The following is a 22,592-nucleotide window of genomic DNA, read 5'->3' as shown; positions in this document are numbered from 1 at the left end:
GCTCGCTCATGATGAGCCCGCCGCGAGCAGCGGCGGGCTTTGCGCTACACTTGCGGTTTTATCGCCTCATCGCAAGGAGCCGGCGTGAAGTCCTCTCTTTCCCTGGTCCTGGCAACGCTGATGTTGACCGGCTGCGCCGCGACCACTCCCACGCCGGTTTCGGCTCCCGTTTCCGAACTTCCCGCGCCGGTCCCGGCGATGACGCCCGAAGCCAGCGCGCCGCTGGCGACCCCGGCGCCGCTTGTCACGCCGCCTCCGTCAGCCGGCAGGCCGGCCAGCCGTCCGGCGGTCACGGACGCGCAGGGCGGCGAACTGCTCAACCGCTTGCTGCCGGCCGGCATTCCGGATCGCAAGGGCTGGAACGCCGACATCATAGGCGCGTTCAGCCATCTGAAGATTCCCTACACGCCGCAATACTTTTGCGCGGTGCTGGCGGTGGCCGAGCAGGAGTCCGGCTTCAGCCCGGACCCTGTGGTGCCGAATCTATCCAAGATTGTTTGGGGCGAGATCGAGCAGCGGCGGCAGAAATACCTGATTCCGGCCTTCGTGGTGGACGCTGCGATGCAGAAGAAGTCTCCGGACGGCCGCAGCTATAAGCAGCGGGTGGACGCGCTGCGCACCAAGCGCGAAATGAATGCGCTGTTTGAGGACATGGTGCGCGAGCTGCCGTTCGGCCAGACCATCTTCGAACACAAGAATCCGATTCGCGATGGCGGGCCGATGCAGGTCAGCGTGGCGTTCGCGGAAACCCATGTTCGCGCCTGGCCCTATCCTTATCATTATGCTGGCAGCCTGCGCGACGAAGTATTCTCCCGGCGCGGCAGCGTGTACTTCGGCAGCGCCATCCTGCTGCAATACCCGGCGCCTTACAGCCAGATGGTCTACCGCTTCGCCGATTACAACGCCGGCCGTTACGCCAGCCGCAACGCGGCTTTCCAGCAGGCGGTGGCCCGTCTCAGCGGCCGCAAGCTGGCACTGGACGGCGACATCATGCTGTACAGCGACAAAATGAACCGTGCGCTGTCCGGCGAGACCAGCGAAACCCAGAAAGCGCTGCTGGCCATGTCCGGCCGGCTGGGCATGAGCGCGGACGAAATGCTGCGCGACCTGCGCCAGGAGAAGCTGTCCGGCTTCGCCCAGACCGCGTTGTACCAGAAAGTCTTCGCGCTGGCCGGCGCTAGGGCGCCGCGCGAGATCATGCCGCAGATCGTATTGGTCAGTCCCAAGTTCACTCGCCGCCTGACCACGGAGTGGTTTGCCCGGCGCGTGGATGGCCGCTATCAGAACTGCCTGGCGCGCGCGGGGGCTTAGAACGTGTTTACGATCTCGAGAGCTAAGGCGAGACAAGGCGAAAACGGCTGAGACAGCGGAATGGTCGAGTGGTACATGAGCATTTTGAGTTCGGTTTCAACGCCGTATCGCCGACGAGCAGCAGATCGTAAACAGGTTCTTAATGCCGTTGGGCTTGCCTTGCCCGGCCACCTATAGTTAGAACGTGTTTGCGATCTCGCGAGCTCGCGCGAGACATTGAACAGGTTCTAACTGCCCTCCATCTCCAAGGCGGGGCCTTCGTCCATGCACGCGAACAGGAGTCCCGATGCGCGTACATCTGAAGCTGGCGCACAAGCTGGCCTTGCTGATTGCTCCGCTGGTGCTGCTCTTGTTGTGCGGGGCCCTGTGGTTTGCCTTTGAGCAATGGAGGACGGTCCAGGCTCTACAGCGCGATCAGGCGCTGGCGGACAATGTGCAGAAAGTGGGGGAGCTGATCCACGCGCTGCAGATCGAGCGCGGCCTGAGCAACCGTTATCTGAACGAGCATAAGCCGATGCCGGCCGCCTTGCCGCGGCAAAAAGCGCTGGCCGACGCCTTGCTGGTCCGCTTGCGTCAGCAACCTGCCGACGAACTGTCGCGCAAGGCGGGCTTGTTTTTCTCCCAGCAGTTGCCAACCGTGGAGATGCTCTCTACTCTGCGGCGCGATGTGGCGCAGCGCCACATTTCGCCATTGCCGGCGTTTGAGCGTTACACCGAAGTCATCGAGCGGCTCTCCAAGGTCATCACGCTGTTCTACTCGCAAAGCGAGGACGTGCGCGCATTGGTGCAACAGTGGTCCGCCTTGCATTGCCAGACGGAGTACACCGGCCGCGCGCGCGGCCTGATCGGCGGGGTGTTGGCGGTGGGCAGTTTCAATATCAACGAATTCCGTCTGGTCAGCGGTATGGTGTCGCAGGAGGCGCTATGCCGCAGCCTGTACCGACAGAGCGAGGGTGACGAGCGCTTGCTGGACCGGGCGCTGAACGCTAGCGGCGCGTACGAATCGCTGCGCGACGCGGTGCTGGCGCGTGGTCCGGGCGCGATGCAGAGCTTGTCGAGCGAGGAATGGTTCGAGGTGGCCAGCCGGCGCATAGACGCGCTGCAGGAAGTGCAGAACGCGGTGTTGGCACGGATTCGAGACGCACTGGCGGCGCAGCAGTCCGCTGCGCGTTGGCAAAGCTGGCTGGCCTTGGCGGTATTGGCCGGGGTGCTGTTGCCCATCGCCGCCGCATTGCTGCTGGCGCGCAGCATTCTGCGGACCTTGGGCGCGGAGCCGGATGAAGTGGCGCAAGGCATGCGCGAACTGGCTGGCGGCCAGCTGGACTTCCGCCTGCGGCTGGCCTCCTCCGACGACGATAGCCTGGCTGCGCATATTCGCCAGATGGGGCGGAAGCTGAGCGGGGTGATTCTGCAGGTGCAGCAGGACGCGGACGCGGTGGCCAACGCCGCGCTGCAATTGAACAGCGCTTCGCAGGGCTTGTCCGACAGCGCTTGTCGCACTTCCTCCGATATCGAGCAGACCAGCCACGCGGTGGACGAGATTGCCGGGCAGATGTTCGCGATGGCCCGCGATGCCAGCCTCAGCGGCGACGTGGCCAGCGAAGCCGCGCGCCAGGCGGAGGAGGGCAGGCGGGTTGTCGGCGAAACCATAGAGGCGATGCACGTGATCGCCCAGCGAACCGACATCATCGACGACATCGCTTATCAGACCAATTTGCTGGCGCTCAACGCCGCCATCGAAGCTGCGCGCGCAGGCGAGCTGGGCAAGGGCTTTGCCGTCGTGGCCGATGAAGTGCGCAAGCTGGCGAAGCGTAGCCAAGCCGCGGCCAAGGAAATCGGCCAGGTGGCGGCGGGCAGCGTGCGGCTGGCGGAGGCGGCGGGCAAAAGCCTGAGCGCCATTGTCGAATCCAGTCAGCAAACCCGGCAACTGGTGCGGGATATTTCCAAAGAGGCCGTGGTCCAGGCGCAGCACGTGGGCGGCATCAACCAGGTGATGCAGGGGCTGAGCCAGCTGTCTCAGGGCAATGCCGCCGCCAGCGAGCAATTATCGGCGGCGGCGCAGGAGGTGTCGCAACGCGCCGGCAGCCTGCGTCGGCAGATGGCTTATTTCCGCCGCCCAACCGACGGCTAGCGTACTTCGCGCATGTCGTCGCGCTGGACGCGCAGCCGCACTGGCGCGCCGTCGGCCAGCAAGTCCGCCGGATTGCGGTTCAGCCGGTCCACCTGCAGCAGCGCGCCGGCGCTTTCCACCTGATAGCGGACGATGTTGCCCAGCAGCTGGCGTTGCTTCACCAGCGCCGGCAAGCTGTCCGTTTCCGCGCTGTCGCCGGGCAACAGTTGAATGGACTCCGGGCGGATCGCCAGATGGCCCTGGATTTCCAGGCCGAACAGCGCCCGGCTGTCGCCGACGGACAGTAGATTGTAATTGCCCATGAAGCGGGCGACGAACTCGGTGGCCGGCTGGGTGTAGATGGTTTCGGCCGCGCCTTCCTGCTCCACTTTCCCCTGGTTCATGACGAAGATGCGGTCGGACAGGGTCAGGGCCTCTTCTTGGTCGTGGGTCACGAAAATAGTGGTTAGCCCCAGCCGGCGTTGAATATCGCGGATCTGTTCGCGCAGATTCTTGCGGATGCGCGCATCCAATGCCGACAGTGGCTCGTCCAACAGCAGAATGCGCGGTTCCACCACCAGCGCGCGCGCCAGGGCCACCCGCTGGCGTTGGCCGCCGGAGAGCTGATGCGGATAGTGGTTCTCCTTGCCGGACAGCTCCACCAGCGCCAGCGCCTCCGCTACCTTGCGGCGGATGTCGGCGGCGTCGCGCTTCTGCATCTTCAGGCCGAAGGCGATGTTCTCGCCTGCGCTCATATTGGGAAATAGCGCATAGCTTTGAAACACCATGCCGATGCCGCGTTTTTGCGGCGCGCAGGCCGTGATGTCCTCGCCTTGCAGGCGGATGGCGCCGCCGCTGGGCGTCTCGAAGCCGGCGATCATCCGCAGCACCGTGGTCTTGCCGCAGCCCGACGGGCCCAGGAAAGTGACGAACTCGCCCGCCTCCACCCTCATATTGAAGTCGTGCACCACCGTGTGCTGGCCGTAGCGTTTGTGCAGATTTTGGATGTCCAGGTATGCCATTGTGGGGTTCTTTCTTATTCCGAGGCGGTGGCATCGCGCAGCGCGCGACGGTGACGGCCGGCCACCTGTAGCAGGCCCATGGCCGCCCAAGTGATCAAAAAGGCGATGATGGCCAGCGCCGCCGGCTCGTAAGCGCGGTTGGCGCCGATCAACTGCAGATAAGGGCCGAAGGCCGGCCGCGCCAGCAAGCTGGCCATGGTGAACTCGCCGATGACGATGGCGAAGGTCAGAAACGCGCCGGACAACAGCGCGGACTGGATATTGGGGAAGATCACCCGCAGCAGAATCACTCGCCAGCCGCCGCCCAGGCTTTGCGCCGCCTCGGCCAGAGATCGCACATCGATGGCGGACAGGCCGGCGTCGATGGAGCGGTATAGATAGGGCAGGGCCAGCGTCACGTAGCTGCAGACCAGCAATAGATCCGTGCCGCGCTCGCTGCCGGTCAAGGGCAGCCAGGCATCGCTGCCGAACAAGCGCAGATAGCCGAAAACGATGACGATGGCCGGAATCACCAGCGGCAGCAGGGTGATGAACTCCACCAGCGGACGCAGCCGCGGTAGCCGGAGTTGGATCCAGAACGCTGTGGGCGCCACCAGCAGGATGCCGATGACGATGGTGAATAGGGCCATCAGCGCGGAATAGGCGAAGCTTTGCTGAAAGCCCGGATCCTGCAGCACCAGTTTGTAGGCTTCCAGGCTGTAACCCTCGCGCAGCATCTTCAGGCTGAATTCGAAGGTGGCCAAGAGCGGCAGAAGGAAGTACAGGCCGCCGGCGATGACCGCGATCCAGGCGCCCAGACGCGACGATGGTTTGTGGGCTGGCTGGTGTTTCATGCCCGGCTCCTTTCCGCGCGGCCGCGCAGCCAGATATAGGCGGCGTTGGACAGGCCGGTGACCACGATCATGCCCAGCGCCAGCGCGTAGCCCAGGTTCTGATCGTGCAGCACGTCGCCGCGGATTTGCGCGTACAGCAGGATGGTGACGATGTTGAGCGAACTGCCGGTCAGCGCGTAGGCGGTGGCCACCGCGCCGAAGGCGTTGGCGAACAGCAGCAGCGCCGCGCCCAGGATGCTGGGCCACAGCACCGGCAGCGCGATGCGGCTCCAGTAGGCGAAAGCGGAGCCGCCCAGGCTGTCGCAGGCCTCGCGCCATTCGGTTTTGAGGCCGTCGATGGCTGGGCTGACGATCAGCACCATCAGCGGAATCTGAAAGTACAAATAAGTCAGCGTCAGGCCGCTGAAGCTGAGAATGCTGAAACCGCCGGCATAGAGATCGAAATCCAGGTAGCGGCGCAACAGCACCGTCACCAGGCCCATGCGGCCCAGCGTGGCGAGAAAGGCGAAGGCCAGCGGCACGCCGGCGAAGTTGGACGCCACGCCGGAGAAGGTGGCCAGCGTCGGGCGAATCCAGCCCGGCAGCCGGCCGCGGATTGCCGCGAGGGCCAGCAACAGGCCGAAGACCGCGCCCAAGAGCGCCGAGGCGGCGCTGATCTGCAGGCTGATCTTGTAGGCGTCGAGAATCGCCGGCTCGAACAGCCGGGCGATGTTGTTCAGCGTGAAATGGCCGTCGGCGTCCTGGAACGCCCCCAACAACAAGCGAGCGGTGGGCAGCAGCAGGAACAGCAGCGCAAACAGAAAGAACGGCGCCACGCCCAGCCAGGACAGCGAGACGAAGCCGCCGCCGGCGCGGCGCGGCGACGCCGGGCCGGCACGGCCGGCGAGGGAGTTGGAAGATGCGGACATGAGGGCGTGTTTCCAAAGAGAGCCCGCGCGCGGCGGAAGCGCCGCGCGCCAATCAGGGCGAAACGGCTTATTTGACGTTACTGCCCACCACGCTGTCCCACTGCTTGGTGATCACCGCCTTGTACGCCTCTTGCTGTTCCAGCGTGGGGAACAGGGCTTTCTTATAGGCGGCGGCGTCCGGCATCCGGCTCAGCAGGTCCTGTGGGATTTTCTTGCGGGCGGCCAGATCGTTGAAGCGGGTGGGGTGGCAATACCCCTTGAGCCAGGCCAACTGGCCTTCGTCGGAGAACAGGTATTCCTGCCACAGTTTGGCCACGTTGGGGTGCGGCGCGTAAGCGCTGATGCCCTGGGCGTAAACACCCGCCACCACGCCGGTTTTGGGCACCACCACCTCCACTTTGGGATTGCCTTTCAAGGTGTCGCGGTCGGCCAAGGCGTTGTAGTCCCAGCGGATCACGATGGGCGTGCTGCCCTGGGCCAGCGAGGCAGCTTTGCCGATCACCGGCACAAAATTGCCGTTCTTGTTCAGTTGCGCGAAGAATTTGAGGCCGGCGTCGGCGGCCTTGGCCACATTGCCCTTGGACTGGGACAAGCCGGCGGCGAACACGCCCTGGATCGCCTGGTTGGCGGCGCGCGGGTCCCCGGCCAGCGCCACCGCGTTCTTGTATTCCGGCTTCAGCAGATCGCTCCAGTCGGTCGGTGTTTTGCTTACCAGGTCCTTGTTGACTTCGAAGGCCAGCACGCCGTAGTAATCGCCATACCAATAGCCGTCTTTGTCCTTGACGCTGTCCGGAATGGTCTTCCAATTGGACACTTTGTATGGCTGAAGCAGACCCGCGGCCTTGGCTTGCGGGCCGAAGGACAGGCCCACGTCGATCACGTCCGGCGCCTGCGGGCCCTTATTGCTCTTGTTGGCCTTGATTGCCTCCAGTTCGTCGGCCGAGCCGGCGTCTGGATTCAGTTCGTTCACTTTGATGCCGTACTTGGCCTTGAAGCCGGCGATCACGCCGCCGTAGCCGCACCAGTCATGGGGCAGGGCAATCACGTTCAGCTCGCCTTCCTTCTTGGCGGCCTGGATCAGCGCGTTCAGGTTGTCGGCAAAAGCGGTATTGGCCAGTAGGGCCAGAGCGCCCAGCACGGCGCAGCGCAACGGTTTGTTCATGGCATCCATCCCTTTGGACTAGGTCAAATAAAAACGATGCTGATGGTATTCCGCGTAGATGACATTCCGGTTTACGACGCATGGCAATTTGATTGCAGATTGGTGACGAATCAGCGGAGGAACTGCCATAGCCGTTTGCGGCAGTTAATTTCCTTGTCATTTTTTGTTGGTAAAAAGCCGGCGGAGACCTGATTGTTGGACTAGTCCTGATGCCTGAACCGAAACCGCTTTCCCAGGCCGCGCGGATACGCGCGGCCTTATTGCAGCAAATCGAGGGCGGCTTGTTGCGGCCCGGCGGTCGTTTGCCGTCGGAGCGCGCGCTGGCCGAGCTGTTCGCCACCACTCGCATTACCTTGAAAGAGGCGCTGGGCGTGCTGGAAGCCGAGGGGCGGGTGTATCGCGAAGAACGGCGCGGCTGGTTCGTTGCCTTTCCGCGCCTGGAATACGCGCCGCTCTATGGCAACCATTTCCAACAAATGGCCGACACGCAGCAACGGGCGGCGGAAACCCGGCTTTTAAGCGTCGAGACGGTGCTGGCTTCACCCGAATTGTGCCGGGCGTTGGAGGTGCCGCCCTTGAGCTCTTTGTGGAAAATATGCCGTCAGCGCAGCCTGGACGGGCGAGTGGCGTTATACGTGGAGCACTTTCTGCGGCCGGAGCGTTTTCCGAACATCCAGTGCCAGGACCTGAGCCAATCGTTGACCGGACTGTATCGCCATCGTTACGGCATCGAATACGCGGCTGCGGCTTTCGACATCTTGCCGGCCGCGGCGCAGGGGCGTGTGGCCCAGGCGCTGATGCTGGCCGAGGGGAGCCCGGTGCTGTTGATACGGCGCATCAATCGCGATGCCGCCGGCGCTGCGCTGGACTGCGATTACGAATACTGGCGGCATGATGCGGTGCGTCTACGCGTGGACAGTCCTGCCGCCGAGGCTGCGAATTGAGCTACCATCGCGGCATTGGACACTGTTTACAGGAGATCTCATGAGCCGAGTTTTAGTGTTGTACACCGGTGGCACCATAGGCATGACCGAAACCCCGGACGGTCTGGCGCCGTCGCCGGGCCTGTTGCCGGGCCTGTTGGAGCGCTTTCGCCGTCCCGGCCTGGATTTCGACGTGGTCGAATTTGACGAGTTGATCGATTCCTCCGCCATCGAGCCTCGTCACTGGAACCGCATCATCGCCGCGTTGGCCGAGCGTTATGGCGACTACGACGGCTTCGTCGTCATCCACGGCACCGACACCATGGCCTATACCGCAAGCTTGCTGGCCTTCGCCCTGCGCGGCCTGGCCAAGCCGGTGGTGCTGACCGGCGCGCAACTGCCGTTGCTGCATCCGCGCTCCGACGGCTGGAACAATGTGGCCGACGCGCTGGAAGCGGCTAGTCAGCCTGAACTGCATGAGGTCGTCATCGCCTTCGATCGCCTGCTGCTGCGCGGCAGCCGCGCACGCAAGCTGGACGTTGAGCATTTCGCCGGTTTCGGCTCGCCCAACGCGGAGCCGCTGGCTCGCTTCGCCATCCATCCGCATTGGAACAAGGCGGCCTGGTTGCCGGGGGAGGGAGAATTTCAGCCAAAGGCGCTGCGCGAAGATCTGAGTATCGCCTGTCTGTTCCTCAGCCCGGGCCAGGGGGCTGCGCTGGCTGGTCGCCTGATGGCGGACCCTGCCTTGGACGCCGCGGTGCTGATGAGCTACGGCAGCGGCAACGCGCCGGCAGATCCGGCGCTATTGAATGGCGTGAAGGCCTTGACCGCGCGGGGCGGCGCGGTGCTCAACATCACGCAGGCGCCGAGGGGCGCGGTGGAAGTGGGCGCTTACGCCGCCAGTCAGCCGCTGGCGCGCGCCGGCGCGGTGGCGGGGGCGGACCTGACGCCGGAGGCGGCGCTTGCCAAGTTGCACGTGTTGCTGTCCGCCGGTCTTAGTGGCCCGCAACTAGCGGCGCAACTGGCCAGGCCCCTGCGCGGCGAGATGAGCGCGCATTAAAACGCCGTTCACTACTCGGGCTGCTCATTTTTTGAGCGGCCTTTTTTTGTGTCGGTTTTTCAGGGCCTTGTCGCGCTTGTCCACAACTCGCCCACATGGCTTTGCACCTTGGGTGTGGGTAAGCGGCAGGGCGACCGACGGCGGCCAGCCATGGCCGGAACTGGTGCTTTCTTACCGCTATGTCATGAGTGGGTGTGCTGTTTTGCCTAAAAAATAAGCGGCCGAAAATGCGCTTGGCGGAACAAGGACTTGGCTGTCTTATCCACAATTGTCCCACATGGCTTTTCACGCTGGATGTGAGTAATCTCGTGATTTGCCTGTTTTTTGATCAATACGGATAAATCCATTTCACGGCAAGGGCTTAGCTTCCTTGTCCACAGTTGGCGCACAGGGCTGTCCCCTCTGCTTGTTGAGAACAGCTGCCCGGCTGTTGATAGCGCAGCAAGCGGCGTATAATTGACCGCTTTTCCGTATTTTGAAAGCAGCGGTATGTTCAAGGGCGCGACACGGCCGTTGAAGATCGCCATTGTAGGGCCGGAGTCTTGCGGCAAGACCACGTTGGCGCGCGCGCTGGCGGCCGCGTTGAATGCATCGGGCATTGCCGCCGCCTGGGTGCCGGAATACGCGCGCGACTATTTCGCCACGCGTCCGTATCGTTCCACGCCGGAGATTATTGAGGAAGTGGCGCGAGGACAGTTGGCGGCGGAACAGGCATTGGCCGCCGACGTCCAAGTCTTGTTGTGCGACACCACCGGATTGAATTGCAAGATCTGGAGCGAGGTGGCGCATGGGCGCTGCAGCCCGGGCTTGTTGGAGCTGTACCGGCCTGGCGATTACGCCTTGACTCTGCTGGCCGAGCCGGACATTCCCTGGGAGCCGGATCCGCTGCGCAGCCACCCGACTCAACGCGACTGGTTGTTCGGGCTCTACCGGCAGGCGCTGGAAGAGGCTGGCATTGACGCCACCAGGGTGAGCGGCGCGCACGAACAGCGCATGGCCCAGGCGCGGGCCGCGCTGGCCGCGATTTGGCCGGGTGAATTGCCTAAATTTTGACCGGTAAGAAGAAAGCGCTGGAAATTCAGCAAATTGCCGCAATTATCCACAACAGGCCCACAAGCTTGTCCTGCCATGGCGTGGATAGATGTCGGCAATAGATTAAAAAATAAGCGACAGTAAAAAGGCGTGAAAAATGAAGGCGCTGCGGTTCTTGTCCACAGCCCGCTCACAGCCCTGTCCCAATCGAGTGTGCAAAAATGAATGAAACCTTTGAATTGAGCGGCGAATACATCGCCTTGTGCGACCTGCTGAAAATCTGCAATGTTTGCGATTCCGGCGGCGCCGCCAAACATTTCATCGCCGAAGGCAATGTGCGGGTGGACGGTCAGGTGGAACTGCGCAAGACCTGCAAGATCCGCGCGGGTCAGCAGGTGAGCGGCGACGGCTTTTCCATCCGCGTCGCGGCGCCATGAACGACGACGACTTCGACCCGCCGCCGGAAGCGCCCGAGCCCCCGCCGGATGACGCTTGCTGCGGCAGCGGCTGCGACCCGTGCATCTGGGACAGTTATAACGCGCTGATGACGGAATACCGCGCCAAACTGGCCGCCTGGGAACTGCGCGAAGCCGCGCGCCAGGCCGCCGCCAACGGACAATGAGCATGGCCAGCATCGATCTGCATTTCCATTCCCACGCTTCCGACGGCGCTTTGCCGCCGGAGCAGGTGATCGCGCGCGCCGCCGAGCGCGAAGCCACGCTAGTGGCGCTGACGGACCACGACTGCACCCACGGCTTGGCCGCGGCGCGGGCCGAGGCGGCGCGGCGGGGCCTGGCCTTCCTCAACGGCGTCGAGGTTTCGGTCACCTGGGGCAAGCACACCGTGCACATCGTCGGTCTGGGCATTGATCCGGAACAGGAGACGCTGGCCGCCGGCCTGCAATCCATCCGCGACGGCCGCGTCAACCGCGCGCGGCAGATGTCGGATGAACTGATCAAGGTGGGCATACAAGGCGCGTTCGAAGGCGCGATGGCGCTGTGCGACAACCCGGAAATGATAGGCCGCACCCATTTTGCCCGCTTCCTGGTCAATAGCGGGCAGGTCAAGGACGTGCGCACCGTGTTCCGTAAATTCCTGACCCCGGGCAAGCCCGGCTACGTGGCGCACGAATGGGCCAGCCTGGAGGACGCGGTGGGCTGGATCCGCGCCGGCGGCGGCGAGGCGGTGATCGCCCACCCTGGCCGCTACGATATGGGCCGTACCTTGATCGAGCGGCTGATCAACGACTTCAAGTTGGCCGGCGGCCGCGGCATCGAAGTGGCCAGCGGCAGCCATAGCCTGGACGATATGCACAAGTTCGCCTTGTTGGCGGACCGTCACGAGCTGTACTCCAGCGCCGGCAGCGATTTCCACGCGCCTGGCGAGGGAGGCCGCGACGTCGGCCGCACCGACGACCTGCCGCCGATCTGCAAACCCATTTGGGACGCGCTGGCCGCGCGCATCATTCACCCGGAGACCCTCGCATGAGTTTGAGCACCAGCGCCTATCTCGCTACCAGTCTAGATGGCTTCATAGCGCGCGCAGACGGCGCGCTGGACTGGTTGGAGCAAGTGGCCTGTGAAGACGAGGACTACGGCTACGCCGACTTCATGGCGACAGTGGACGTATTGCTGATGGGAAGCGCCACCTTCCGCAAAGTACTGTCATTTCCCGAGTGGCCCTATGTCGGCCTGCGCGTGGTCGTGGCCAGCCGTAGCCTGCAGCCGGCCGATATACCGGCGGCGCTGCGCTCGCAGGTGGAGTTAAGCGCCGCGGCGCCCCCGCGCCTGCTGGCGGATCTACGGACTTCTGGCGCACGCCATGTCTATGTGGACGGTGGCCGGCTGGTGTCCGCTTTCCTGCGCGCCGGTCTGTTGGACCGGCTGATCCTCAACCGAGTGCCGGCGCTGCTGGGGGCCGGTATCCCGTTATTCAGCGGCCTGGATGGCGACATCAGGCTGCAACACCAGAGCACGCGGGCTTATGCCAGCGGCCTGTTGCAAAGCAGCTATTTGATCAATCGCGCGGCGGAAGCCGCAGAGCAGCTCTGAGGCGAACGCGCCATGGCACAGTTTTTCATGATCCACCCGGATAACCCGCAAGCACGGCTGGTGCGCGAAGCGGTGAAGATCCTGCGCGAGGGCGGGGTGGTGGTCTATCCCACCGACTCCTGTTACGCGCTGGGCTGTATGTTGGGCGACAAGCCCGCGATGGAACGCATTCTGGATATCCGCCAGCTGGACCTGCGCCATCATCTGACTCTGGTCTGCCACAATTTGTCCGAACTGGCCAATTACGCCAAGGTGGACAACAGCCAGTTCCGCATGCTGAAAGCCGCCACTCCCGGCAGCTATACCTTCATTCTGCAAGCCACTCGCGAAGTGCCGCGCCGCACCCTGCACCCCAAGCGCTCCACCATTGGGCTGCGTGTGCCGGATCACAAAGTGGCGCTGGCCTTGCTGGAGGAGCTGGGCGAGCCGATTTTGTCCTGTACCCTGATGCTGCCCGGCGATGGGGAGCCGTTGACCGACCCGTATGAAATCCGCGAGCGGCTGGAGCACGCGGTGGATGCGGTGATAGACGGCGGCTGGTGCGGCACCGAGCCCACTACCGTGATCGATATGACCGAGGGCGTGGAACTGCTGCGCCGCGGCAAGGGGGATCCGGCGCTGTTCGGTCTATAAGCGCCGCCTTTGCCTCATTACACTGTTTTCAACCCACAAGAGACATCATGGGCGATATTAATCTGATCCAGAAAATCACTATTTACGCGCTGCCGGTGTTGTTCGCCATCACGCTGCACGAGGCCGCCCACGCCTATGCCGCGCGCCGTTTCGGCGACAGCACCGCCTATATGATGGGGCGGATGACGCTGAACCCGCTCAAGCATATCGACCCGATCGGCACCGTGCTGCTGCCCTTGCTGTCCGTGACGCTGGGCGGCTTCATCTTTGGCTGGGCCAAGCCGGTGCCGGTCAACTTCGGCGCGCTGCGCAAGCCGCGCGAGCATGGCAGGCTGGTGGCCGCCGCCGGGCCGGCCTCCAACCTAGTGATGATGCTGATGTGGGTGCTGCTACTCAAGCTGGCCATCGGCATGGATACGAGCTACAGCGAACCGCTGGCGCTGATGAGTCAGGCCGGCATTGGCATCAATATCTCGCTGATGCTGCTCAACCTGCTGCCCATCTTGCCGCTGGACGGCGGCCGCATCGTGGAAAGCTTTCTGCCTCCAGGCATGGCCTGGAAGTACTCCAAGCTGGAGCCTTACGGCATGTGGGTGCTGCTGGCCTTGATCGCCACCGGCTTGCTGACCACCATTTTGCGGCCGTTCTACGGTTTGATGTACGGGCTGGTGCGCGCCTTGATTTAAAGCGCCCGGTTCACACTAATCCTGACGCGCCGGAATTCGTTTCCGGCGCTGTTGCGCTTATTACCCGAAACGGAATTCATATATGTTCGCCAACCGCATTCTTTCCGGCATGCGCCCCACCGGCAGCCTGCACCTTGGTCATTACCACGGCGTGATCAAGAACTGGGTGCAGCTGCAAAGCACCCACGATTGCTACTTCATGGTGGCGGACTGGCACGCGCTGACGACCAATTACGACGACGTCTCCATCATCGGCAAGAGCGTGTGGGACATGGTGATAGATTGGCTGGCCGCCGGCGTGGACCCGGAGCAGGCTACTGTTTTCATCCAGTCCAAAGTGCCGCAGCACGCGGAACTGCACCTGGCGCTGTCCATGGTGACCCCGCTGTCCTGGCTGGAGCGCGTGCCCACCTACAAGGACCAGATCGAAAAACTATCCACCAAGGACCTGGGCACCTACGGCTTTCTCGGCTACCCGCTGCTGCAGGCCGCCGACATCCTGATCTACAAGGCCGGCCTGGTGCCGGTGGGCGAAGACCAGGTGCCGCACATCGAACTGACCCGCGAAGTGGCGCGCCGCTTCAACAACCTGTTTGGCCGCGAGCCCAACTTCGAAGAACTGGCCCGCGCCGCGGTGAAGAAGATAGGCAAGGCCGGCAAGGAGTTCGACCGCCTGCGCACCGCCTATCTGCAAGACGGCAATGCCGAGGCGCTGGCCGGCGCGCGCGAGATCCTGGCCGCCAGCCAGAACCTGGGCGCTGCCGATCGCGAGCGGCTGTTCGGCTGGCTGGAGAACAAGGGCAAGAGCATTCTGGCCGAATGCGAGGCGATGCTGACCGAGGCGTCCAAGATGCCGGGTTTGGACGGCCAGAAGATGTCCAAGTCCTACGGCAACACCATCACCATGCGCGAAGACCCGGCCACCGTCACCAAAAAAGTGCGGGCGATGCCGACCGATCCGGCCCGCGTGCGCCGCACCGATCCGGGCAGCCCGGACAAATGCCCGGTATGGCAGCTGCACCAGGTGTACAGCGACGCCGACACCCGCGAATGGGTGAAGCAGGGCTGTACCAGCGCCGGCATTGGTTGCCTGGACTGCAAGCAACCGGTGATAGACGGCGTACTCCGCGAACAGCAGCCGATGTTTGAACGCGCCGAGCAGTATCTGAGCAATCCCAACTTGGTCAAGGAAGTGGTGGCCGCCGGCAACGCCAAGGCCGAGCAAGTGGCGCGCGCCACCATGCAGGACGTCAAGGAAGCGATGGGGCTGGGCTACTGAGCGCCTTTGTCTGGATGGATGCGAAACGCCCGGCTTGCCGGGCGTTTTTCTTGGCATGGCGGATGTTCCGCCGCGGGAAAGCTTTAGCCGTCGTTTGGCGACAAACGGCGGCTTTTTGCATCGGTTCGGCCGCGCGGCTCAGAGCGACGCGCAGCAGGTCGTAAACCGTTTCTTAAAGCCTGTTCACGATCTCGCGAGCTAAGGCGAGACAAGGCGAAAACCGCTGAGAAAGCGGAGTGTACACACGGTACATGAGCATTTCGAAGCGGCACTCACCGTGTCACGCCTCACGAAGCGCAGCAGATTATGAACAGACTCTAAGAGGCGTCAGGCAAAAGCCTGGCACACATCCACCCAGTCCGCCTGGGTAATGTGGTGCAACTGCTGCGGCGACAAGCGCACCGCGCTGTGGACGGCGCCGGCGGCCGGAAGCACTTCGTCGTAGGCCTGCAAGGATACGTCCAGATAGATGGGCAGCTCAGTGGCGAGGCCGAACGGGCAGACACCGCCCACCGGGTGGCCGGTGATGGCCTCCACCTCGTCCGGCGGCAGCATCTTGCCCTTGCCGAAGGCGTCCTTGAATTTGCGGTTGTCGATGCGGGCGTCGCCGCGAGCGACCAGGATCACATCGCGGCCGTCGTTCAGGCGGAAGGCCAGCGTCTTGGCGATGCGGCCGGGCTCCACGTCGTGGGCGGCGGCGGCCTCCGCCACGGTGGCGGTGCTGACTTCCAGCTCTATGATGGGGATGTCCAGCTGACGGGCGGCGAAAAACGCCTGGACGGACGCTAAGCTCATGGTGGCCTCAAAGCGAAAGGGTGGAGCGTTTAATTATTCCGCCCCATCCTTCGCTTGTGAAGCGTTTTTACTTCAGTTTTGCCGGGTGATGTCGCTCAGCTTATCGGCAATATCCTGCGAGGTGGCAGCCTGTTCTTCCGAGGCGTTGGCGATTTCCACCACGAAATTGCGCATGGTGTTGATCTCGCCAACGATGGTGTGTAGTGCGGCTTCGGCCCGTTGGAAGTCGCTTTCTGTTGTTTGCACCTGGTCGCGCCCCAGTTCGATGGCGCGCACGTTTTGCTGCACTTCTCCCTGGATCGCACGGATCATGTCTCCGATTTCCTGGGTGGCCTTGGTGGTGCGCTCGGCCAGTTTGCGTACTTCATCCGCCACCACGGCGAAGCCGCGTCCCATCTCGCCGGCTCGCGCCGCCTCGATCGCCGCGTTCAAGGCCAAGAGATTGGTCTGATCCGCAATGTCTTTGATCACGTTGACGATCTGGCCGATGGTTTCCGAGCGTTTGCCCAGCGACATCAGGCTGTCGGCGGTTTGGCGAACCATATTGCCCACTTGCTGCATGCTCTGGCTGGTGTCGTTGACGATGGCCACGCTTTTTTTGGCCTCGCCCAGCATGAGGTCCGCGGATTCGGAAGCCGATGAAGTCTGCACCGCGACGTTTTCTATCGTGGCGCTCATCGCTTGCATATTATCGGAGAGCTCGTTGACGCGCGCCTCCAGGAATTCGCGGCGCTGGTTGCCATGGTCCTGCAATTCTTGGGCGCGGATTTCGGCGGACACGTCCTGGAAGCTGGCCATGAAGCAGAGCAGTTGGTCGGGATGGGCAGAGTCCCAGATCGGGAATACCTTGGTCTTGAACATCACCTCGCCCACCGGAATCATCGCGATGTGCTGGTCTATCTTGCGGCTGGCCAGGTCGGCCAGGATGCGGCGGTTGTGCTCCGGATTTTGGTGGAACTGATGAATGCTGTGGCCATGAGCGTGATTGACGTCGACCCCGGCTCGGAATTTCTGGTTCATCATTTCCCGGTGTCGGCCCAGGATGTCGCGCGCGGTCTTGTTCATGTAGAAGATCACGTTGTCGCGGCTGGTATCGCACAGCATGATCAGATTATCGGCGTGGTCCAGCACGCTTTCCAACTGGCGCACCTGCCGCACCGTGTCCGCGGTTTTGTCTACCGCTTTCATGAAGCCGAACATCCTCATCTCCCGCCTGCAAACCTGTTGGAAGGCTGCTGCGCGTCCGAGATACGACGTAGAAAACCGCTTCAGAATGCAGATGTACCCTAGGTACGTTCCGCTTCATCAGCCGTTTTCGTCTCGTCTCGTTCTAGCCCGCGAGCCTTCGAGCAGGTTCTACGTGTTTTTACTCAAGAAACCGCTGCTTGTGGTTTGGCTTAGATGGGAGGGGAATGCAAGACTTTTTTTGATTTAAATCAAATGCAAGTCATGGATTTTAAACGGCTTATTTATTCTCCCAGAGGCAGTAGCAGGGTCTCCTTGACCTCTTCCATCACCACGTAGCTTTTGGACTCCTTGGCAGACGGCAGTTGTAGCAGGATGTCGCCCAGCAGCTTGCGGTACATCGACATGTCCGGAATGCGCGCTTTGATCAGGTAGTCGAATTCGCCGGACACCAGGTGGCATTCCAGAATTTCCGGGATACGCATGATTTCGCGACGGAAGGCGTCGAAAATATTGCCGGATTTGGCCTCCAGCTTGATCTCCACGAAGACCAACAGCGCCGCGCCCATCGCATGTGGATTGAGGCGGGCGTAATAGCCTTCGATGATGCCGTCGCGTTCCATTCGACGTACTCGTTCGGTGCACGGCGTGGTGGAAAGTCCCACCTTTTCAGAGAGTTCCGTCATCGAGATGCGGCCGTTTTTCTGCAGCAGGCGCAGGATTTTCAGATCGGTTTTATCCAGTGGCTTATCGCCGCTTGCGCTTTTCTTCATGTTTTCACTGTGTATATAAAATTTTGCAGTTTAAAAATCTGTAGTCTGACGATACTTTGGTGAAAAAACCCAGTGTTTCATTAATATACTACGCAAAATCACTATAGACATGTAGTGCTGCAAACGGAGAGAGAAAATGAAGGTGATCGTGCTGGGCGGCGGTGTGTTGGGCGTGTCCACGGCTTGGTATCTGGCCAAGGCGGGCTGCGAGGTGACGGTGCTGGAGCGTCAGGAGGGCGTGGCGCTGGAAACCAGTTTTGGCAACGCCGGCCAGATTTCCCCCGGATACTCCACGCCCTGGGCCGCGCCGGGCATTCCGCTGAAGGCGGCCAAGTGGCTGTTCCAGCGCCATGCGCCGTTGGCGGTGAAGCCGGACGGCAGCTTGTATCAGCTGCAATGGATCGCCAAGATGCTGGCCAATTGCAATGAAGACGCTTACGCGGTCAACAAGAGCCGGATGATGCGTCTGGCCGAATACAGCCGCGACAAAATGAAAGAGCTGCGCGCAGAAACCGGCATCGGCTACGAAGCGCGCCAGGGCGGCACGCTGCAGCTGTTCCGCAGCCAGGCTCAAGTGGACGGCGTCAGCAAGGATATCGCCGTGCTCAAGGAGTGCGGCGTGGACTTCAAAGTATTGGACCGGGACGGCTGCGCGGAGGTGGAACCGGCGCTGGCCAGCGTCAAGCACAAGCTGACGGGCGGCCTGCAACTGCCCAATGACGAAACCGGCGACTGCAATCTGTTCACCGCGCGCCTGGCCGAGATGGCGCGCGCCAAGGGCGTGGAATTCCGCTTCGGCGTGACTGTGGACGGCATTGAGAGCGACGGCAAGCGCATTACCGGCATCCGTGTCGGCGACGATTTGCTGACCGCGGATCACTACGTGGTGGCGATGGGCAGCTTCTCCCGCGACATGGTCAAATCGCTGGGCATCGACATTCCAGTCTACCCGGTCAAGGGCTATTCGCTGACGGTGCCGATCACCAACCCGGCCGGCGCGCCGGTGTCCACGGTGCTGGACGAAACCTACAAGGTGGCGATCACCCGCTTCGATGATCGCATCCGCGTCGGCGGCATGGCCGAGCTGTCCGGCTACGATTTGTCGCTGAATCCGCGCCGTCGCGAAACGCTGGAAATGGTAGTGGGCGATTTGTACCCGAATGGCGGCGACATCCCGGCCGCCAGCTTCTGGACCGGCCTGCGTCCGATGACGCCGGACGGCACTCCCATCGTGGGAGGCACTCGCTTCGCCAATCTGTCGCTGAACACCGGCCACGGCACCCTGGGTTGGACCATGGGGGCCGGCTCCGGCAAGGTGCTGGCCGACATTATCACCGGCGCCAAGCCGGAGATCAGCCTGGACGGCCTGTCCATGCAGCGCTACGCCAAACAGGGCGAAACCCTGGTGGTGCCGGCGGCTCGTCCGGCTGTGGCGGGCGCTTGAGCATGCGGCCGCTGATCGCCGCCATTCGCACCCAATACCTGCGCGACAACTACCTGCTGGCCAAGCGCCAGCATGGCGGGCGGGTATTGGCGGTGCTGAAGGCCAATGGCTACGGCCACGACGCGGCGCGGTGTGCCCAGGCGCTGGCCGATGTCGCCGACGGTTTCGCCGTAGCCTGTTTGGAGGAAGCGTTGCAACTGCGCGCCGCCGGCGTGAGCACGCCCATTCTGCTGTTGGAGGGCGTGTTCGAGGCGGCCGAGCTGGCCGAGGTCGAGCGCCACCGGCTGTGGCTGGTGGTGCAAAGCGAAGAGCAACTGCGCATGTTGGAAGAAGCGCAGCCGGCCGCGCCGTTCCGAGTCTGGCTGATGCTGGACAGCGGCATGCATCGCGAGGGCTTCCTGCCACAGCATTACCGCGCGGCCTGGGAACGGCTGCAGGCCAGCGGCAAGGCGGAGAGCATCGTCAAGATGACCCATTTCGCCCGCGCCGACGAGCCGACGGTGCCGATGACGCTGGCGCAAATCGAAACCTTCGACGCCGCCACCGCGGGCTTGCCGGGGGAGGAGAGCGTGGCCAATTCCGCCGGCATCCTGTGCCATCCGCGGTCGCGTCGCGACTGGGGGCGCGCCGGCATCCTGCTCTACGGCGCCAGCCCTTTGCCGGCGGGTTTTCCGCAAGGCGATGCGCTGAAACCGGTGATGCGGCTGAGCAGCCGGATCTTCGGCGTGCGCGAACTGGCCGCCGGCGAGCCTATCGGCTACGGCAACAACTTTGTCACCGATCGACCTACTCGGGTGGGCCTGATCGCCGGGGGCTACGCCGACGGTTATCCGCGGCTGGCGTCCAGCGGCAGCCCGGTGGCGGTGGACGGCCGCCGTTCGCGCATCATCGGCAGAGTGTCAATGGACATGATCACCGTGGATTTGAGCGACTTGCCCGCCGCGGGCATTGGCAGCGAGGTGGAGTTGTGGGGGGATACGGTATCGGTCAACGAGGTGGCCGCCGCCGCCGGCAGCATTGCCTATGAATTGCTGTGCAATATCAAGCGCGCCCACTTTTTGTTCGAATAAGTTTTTTCTGATCTTCTGAAAGATATTTCAGAATCAAACGACTAAGAGGAAAGCCCGGCCACTGGCCGGGTTTTTTTATTTATATTGCATTTTGTGTTGCGCTGATGCCGCAAGGCTGGCATCAAGGCTGGGTAATAGTGTCATTATTTGATAATTATTCTCATTAGTCTGGACGCGTCATGGAATTTCTGTTTTCCTTTATTTAAAAATAGTTACGAATCCGATGATGATTAAATATAAAAACCCATCTCCAGCCCAGTTCTGGCGGATGGCGGGGATCGTTTGTTGGGGCATGATGGCGCAGGCCGCGGAAGTGCCCGGCATGTCTGGCAGCATGCATCAGCAAATGGAAAACGATTCGCGGCGCCTGTTGCAGGACAACAGCCGCCGCTTCGACGCCATCATCCAGCAACATCGGCTGCGGCAAATGCAGCCGGACAGCAATATGATGCGGCGGCCGCAAGCCGCGGACATGAGCGAGCTGGATTGCCTGCGCGTCAAGGGCGTGCGTCTGGCAGGCATCAAGCTGCTGAGCCGTAAGGAAGTGGCTTCTCTGGGCGAACTGGCCAGCGATTGCCTGAACAACGAGGAGCTGAACCGCTATAGCCGCGCCTTGACCCAGCTCTATCTGAAGAAGGGCTATATCGCCGCACGCGTGGCGGCCGAAGGGCCGGACGAGCAGGGCGTGCTGACCTTGCGCGTGCATGAAGGCAGGGTGGAGAAAATCGTCAGCGACGATAGTCGCAGCAACCCGGCCACCTTGTTTCCCGGCGTGGTCGGCCGGCCGCTGAACATCCACGACGCCGACCAGGGGCTGGACCAGGCCAACCGGCTGCCGTCCAGCAAGGCGACGCTGGATATCTTGCCCGGCGAAACCGTCGGCGGTTCCATCCTCAGTTTGCGCAACAACAAGGATGCGCCCTGGCGCTTGAGCTTCAACGCCGACAACACTGGCCGCGACAGCACGGGCCGGGTTCAGGCTGGCCTGGGTCTGTCCTGGGACAGCCCGCTGGGTTTGTCCGACTTCGTCAGCGTGTCGGCGCAGCGCACCAGCAACGACAACGCGGTGCGGCATAGCCGCAGCGAATCGCTGTTTTACTCTCTGCCCTATGGCTATTGGACTTTCAGCGCCTTCGCCAGCCGCGCAGATTATCTGAACCCGCTGCAATTGCAATACAGCGCGGTGAATTTGTCCGGCCGCACCGCGCAGAGCGGCCTGCGAGTGGACCGGGTACTGAGCCGAAGCCAGGACCAGACCACCTCGCTGATGGCGCAACTGACGCACAAGCGGGTGCGCAATTACTTTCTCGACAGCGAGATCGAGATCACCAGCCCCACGCTGAGCGTGGCCGAGCTGGGTTTGTCTCGCTTGCAATTGCTCAGCGGCGGCGTGTTGATCGCCGACGCCGGCGTGCAGCGCGGCACGCGCTGGCTGGGCGCCAGCGCGCCGGACCCGCGCGCGCCGGACGGCCCCAATCCGCAGTTCACCAAGTGGAAGGCTTCGCTTAACTGGTTTCAAAGCCTGGGTTTGCCCGGCGGGCCTTATCAACTCAACAGCGCGCTAACGGGGCAGACCAGCCGTGACTATCTGCCCGGCGTCGAGCAGATGGATGTGTCCGACGCCAGTGCGGTGCGCGGTTTCCGCCGCAATACCCTGGCCGGGGAAACCGGCTGGTCTTGGCGCAACACCTTGTCGCGTCGTTTCGAGGCGGCCGGCGTCGGCGTGACGCCGCGGATTGGTCTGGACGGAGGCCGGGTGCTGCCGCATCGCTCGGTTCAGCAGTGGCAAAGCATTGCCGGGGCCAGCCTGGGTCTGGCCTTCAGCTATCGCAAGGCCAGTCTGGATCTGGAATACAGCCGGCCCTTGTACAAGCCCGCGGGTTGGCAGCAGGAAGGCCATCAGCTGTTCGCCAGGTTTGCATTGTCCTGGTGATGCTTTTGGTATTTATTTTTCGACGTGGAAATTTTTTGAAAGAATTTAACCGCGAAAGCGACTAAGACCCGCTAACAAAACCTGTCGATAAATCGCAGACAGATCAATGAGAAAGCCAGCTTGAGTAAGGCGTAATGCGTATCCAGCCGCCGTTCGAAGCGGATGCGCAATTTCCCGAAGCCAGCTAGCCAAGAATGGGTTCGTTCTACCACCCAGCGGTGGCGACCTAGTCTCTCGCTGCTTTCCACCCCGCGACGCGCGATTCGCACCAAGATTCCGCGTCGGTTCAGGTGTTCACGGCAACGGCGGTAGTCATAGCCTTTGTCTGCATGCAGCTTGTAAGGCTTTTGCCTGGGCCGCCCTGGCAAACCAGGAACGGCAG

Annotated in this window: 24 protein-coding genes; 15 read left to right on the top strand and 9 right to left on the bottom strand. The window is 62.5% G+C overall.

The window, feature by feature from the left end; translation table 11 throughout:
* Positions 1 to 84 precede the first annotated feature (84 nt).
* Positions 85 to 1,311 (top strand): DUF1615 domain-containing protein, encoded by a 1,227-nt coding sequence (locus BR71_RS18615; RefSeq protein WP_043641096.1) that lies wholly within the window; start codon positions 85 to 87, stop codon positions 1,309 to 1,311.
* Between the two features lie 286 nt (positions 1,312 to 1,597).
* Positions 1,598 to 3,442 carry a methyl-accepting chemotaxis protein gene (locus tag BR71_RS23110; protein ID WP_052370830.1) on the top strand — a complete coding sequence of 615 codons (1,845 nt, stop codon included), beginning with the start codon at positions 1,598 to 1,600 and terminating at the stop codon, positions 3,440 to 3,442.
* Here BR71_RS23110 and BR71_RS18605 read toward each other — a convergent pair.
* The 4 genes from BR71_RS18605 to BR71_RS18590 form a co-directional block, all read right to left on the bottom strand.
* Positions 3,439 to 4,443 (bottom strand): ABC transporter ATP-binding protein, encoded by a 1,005-nt coding sequence (locus tag BR71_RS18605; RefSeq protein WP_043641094.1) that lies wholly within the window; start codon positions 4,441 to 4,443, stop codon positions 3,439 to 3,441. The genes BR71_RS23110 and BR71_RS18605 overlap by 4 nt on opposite strands.
* A gap of 14 nt (positions 4,444 to 4,457) precedes the next feature.
* The gene (locus tag BR71_RS18600; protein ID WP_043641092.1) at positions 4,458 to 5,276 is read right to left on the bottom strand and encodes an ABC transporter permease; all 819 of its coding nucleotides are present in this window, start codon (positions 5,274 to 5,276) and stop codon (positions 4,458 to 4,460) included.
* A complete protein-coding gene (locus BR71_RS18595) occupies positions 5,273 to 6,184 on the bottom strand; it encodes an ABC transporter permease (RefSeq protein WP_019103275.1) in 912 nt (303 codons plus the stop codon). The genes BR71_RS18600 and BR71_RS18595 overlap by 4 nt, the downstream gene beginning before the upstream one ends.
* Before the next feature lie 67 nt (positions 6,185 to 6,251).
* Entirely contained in the window at positions 6,252 to 7,346 is a 1,095-nt protein-coding gene (locus BR71_RS18590; RefSeq protein WP_043641110.1) for an ABC transporter substrate-binding protein, read from the bottom strand.
* Positions 7,347 to 7,555: 209 nt separating this feature from the next.
* Here BR71_RS18590 and BR71_RS18585 point away from each other — a divergent pair, with 209 nt between their 5' ends.
* Together BR71_RS18585 and BR71_RS18580 are read left to right on the top strand one after the other, a co-directional pair.
* A complete protein-coding gene (locus BR71_RS18585; protein WP_043641089.1) occupies positions 7,556 to 8,290 on the top strand; it encodes a UTRA domain-containing protein in 735 nt (244 codons plus the stop codon).
* A 40-nt stretch (positions 8,291 to 8,330) separates the two neighbouring features.
* Complete coding sequence (locus BR71_RS18580; RefSeq protein ID WP_043641087.1) at positions 8,331 to 9,329, top strand: asparaginase; 999 nt, start codon at positions 8,331 to 8,333, stop codon at positions 9,327 to 9,329.
* A gap of 206 nt (positions 9,330 to 9,535) precedes the next feature.
* On the opposite strand, the gene BR71_RS24515 is transcribed toward BR71_RS18580, so the two are convergent.
* The gene (locus BR71_RS24515) at positions 9,536 to 9,928 is read right to left on the bottom strand and encodes a hypothetical protein (RefSeq protein WP_162179233.1); all 393 of its coding nucleotides are present in this window, start codon (positions 9,926 to 9,928) and stop codon (positions 9,536 to 9,538) included.
* On the opposite strand from BR71_RS24515, the gene BR71_RS18575 reads away from it, so the two are divergent.
* The 8 genes from BR71_RS18575 (at position 9,819) to BR71_RS18540 (ending at position 15,010) form a co-directional block, all read left to right on the top strand.
* A complete protein-coding gene (locus tag BR71_RS18575) occupies positions 9,819 to 10,382 on the top strand; it encodes an AAA family ATPase (protein WP_043641084.1) in 564 nt (187 codons plus the stop codon). The two genes, BR71_RS24515 and BR71_RS18575, sit on opposite strands and share 110 nt — an antisense overlap.
* Before the next feature lie 200 nt (positions 10,383 to 10,582).
* Positions 10,583 to 10,798, top strand: a complete 216-nt coding sequence (locus tag BR71_RS18570; RefSeq protein WP_019101809.1) for an RNA-binding S4 domain-containing protein — start codon at positions 10,583 to 10,585, stop codon at positions 10,796 to 10,798.
* On the top strand, positions 10,795 to 10,983 hold the full coding sequence (locus BR71_RS18565) for an oxidoreductase-like domain-containing protein (protein WP_019101808.1): 189 nt from the start codon (positions 10,795 to 10,797) through the stop codon (positions 10,981 to 10,983). Before BR71_RS18570 ends, BR71_RS18565 begins: the two co-directional genes overlap by 4 nt.
* A 2-nt stretch (positions 10,984 to 10,985) precedes the next feature.
* The gene (locus BR71_RS18560) at positions 10,986 to 11,849 is read left to right on the top strand and encodes a 3',5'-nucleoside bisphosphate phosphatase (protein ID WP_043641082.1); all 864 of its coding nucleotides are present in this window, start codon (positions 10,986 to 10,988) and stop codon (positions 11,847 to 11,849) included.
* Entirely contained in the window at positions 11,846 to 12,412 is a 567-nt protein-coding gene (locus BR71_RS18555; RefSeq protein WP_043594594.1) for a dihydrofolate reductase family protein, read from the top strand. The genes BR71_RS18560 and BR71_RS18555 overlap by 4 nt, the downstream gene beginning before the upstream one ends.
* 12 nt (positions 12,413 to 12,424) lie before the next feature.
* Entirely contained in the window at positions 12,425 to 13,045 is a 621-nt protein-coding gene (locus BR71_RS18550) for an L-threonylcarbamoyladenylate synthase (protein ID WP_019101806.1), read from the top strand.
* Positions 13,046 to 13,092: 47 nt separating this feature from the next.
* Entirely contained in the window at positions 13,093 to 13,731 is a 639-nt protein-coding gene (locus BR71_RS18545) for a site-2 protease family protein (RefSeq protein WP_043641080.1), read from the top strand.
* Positions 13,732 to 13,813: 82 nt separating this feature from the next.
* On the top strand, positions 13,814 to 15,010 hold the full coding sequence (locus BR71_RS18540) for a tryptophan--tRNA ligase (protein ID WP_043641077.1): 1,197 nt from the start codon (positions 13,814 to 13,816) through the stop codon (positions 15,008 to 15,010).
* A gap of 327 nt (positions 15,011 to 15,337) precedes the next feature.
* On the opposite strand, the gene BR71_RS18535 is transcribed toward BR71_RS18540, so the two are convergent.
* The 3 genes from BR71_RS18535 to BR71_RS18525 all read right to left on the bottom strand — a co-directional run bounded on the left by BR71_RS18535 (position 15,338) and on the right by BR71_RS18525 (position 17,763).
* Positions 15,338 to 15,805, bottom strand: coding sequence for a YbaK/EbsC family protein (locus BR71_RS18535; RefSeq protein ID WP_043641076.1), 468 nt, complete (start codon positions 15,803 to 15,805; stop codon positions 15,338 to 15,340).
* Positions 15,806 to 15,877: 72 nt separating this feature from the next.
* Positions 15,878 to 16,993, bottom strand: a complete 1,116-nt coding sequence (locus tag BR71_RS18530; RefSeq protein WP_244269662.1) for a methyl-accepting chemotaxis protein — start codon at positions 16,991 to 16,993, stop codon at positions 15,878 to 15,880.
* A 281-nt stretch (positions 16,994 to 17,274) separates the two neighbouring features.
* Positions 17,275 to 17,763, bottom strand: a complete 489-nt coding sequence (locus BR71_RS18525; protein ID WP_043641073.1) for a winged helix-turn-helix transcriptional regulator — start codon at positions 17,761 to 17,763, stop codon at positions 17,275 to 17,277.
* 136 nt (positions 17,764 to 17,899) lie between these two features.
* On the opposite strand from BR71_RS18525, the gene BR71_RS18520 reads away from it, so the two are divergent.
* The 3 genes from BR71_RS18520 to BR71_RS18510 all read left to right on the top strand — a co-directional run bounded on the left by BR71_RS18520 (position 17,900) and on the right by BR71_RS18510 (position 22,210).
* Positions 17,900 to 19,207, top strand: coding sequence for a D-amino acid dehydrogenase (locus tag BR71_RS18520; protein WP_043641071.1), 1,308 nt, complete (start codon positions 17,900 to 17,902; stop codon positions 19,205 to 19,207).
* A 2-nt stretch (positions 19,208 to 19,209) separates the two neighbouring features.
* Positions 19,210 to 20,277: an alanine racemase gene (gene alr / locus BR71_RS18515; protein WP_043641069.1), complete on the top strand. Its 1,068-nt coding sequence runs from the start codon at positions 19,210 to 19,212 to the stop codon at positions 20,275 to 20,277.
* A 226-nt stretch (positions 20,278 to 20,503) separates the two neighbouring features.
* Positions 20,504 to 22,210: a ShlB/FhaC/HecB family hemolysin secretion/activation protein gene (locus BR71_RS18510; protein ID WP_208854905.1), complete on the top strand. Its 1,707-nt coding sequence runs from the start codon at positions 20,504 to 20,506 to the stop codon at positions 22,208 to 22,210.
* Positions 22,211 to 22,281: 71 nt separating this feature from the next.
* Here the strand turns inward: BR71_RS18510 and BR71_RS23775 are convergent.
* A partial coding sequence (locus BR71_RS23775) for a transposase (protein ID WP_156039044.1) occupies positions 22,282 to 22,592 on the bottom strand: 311 nt, incomplete at its 5' end.

It is taken from the genome of Chromobacterium haemolyticum DSM 19808, from assembly GCF_000711885.1.
GTDB classification, from domain to species: Bacteria; Pseudomonadota; Gammaproteobacteria; order Burkholderiales; family Chromobacteriaceae; genus Chromobacterium; species Chromobacterium haemolyticum.
The sequence above is the reverse complement of the archived record's forward strand: the minus strand, read 5'-3'. Positions and strand labels throughout refer to the sequence as shown.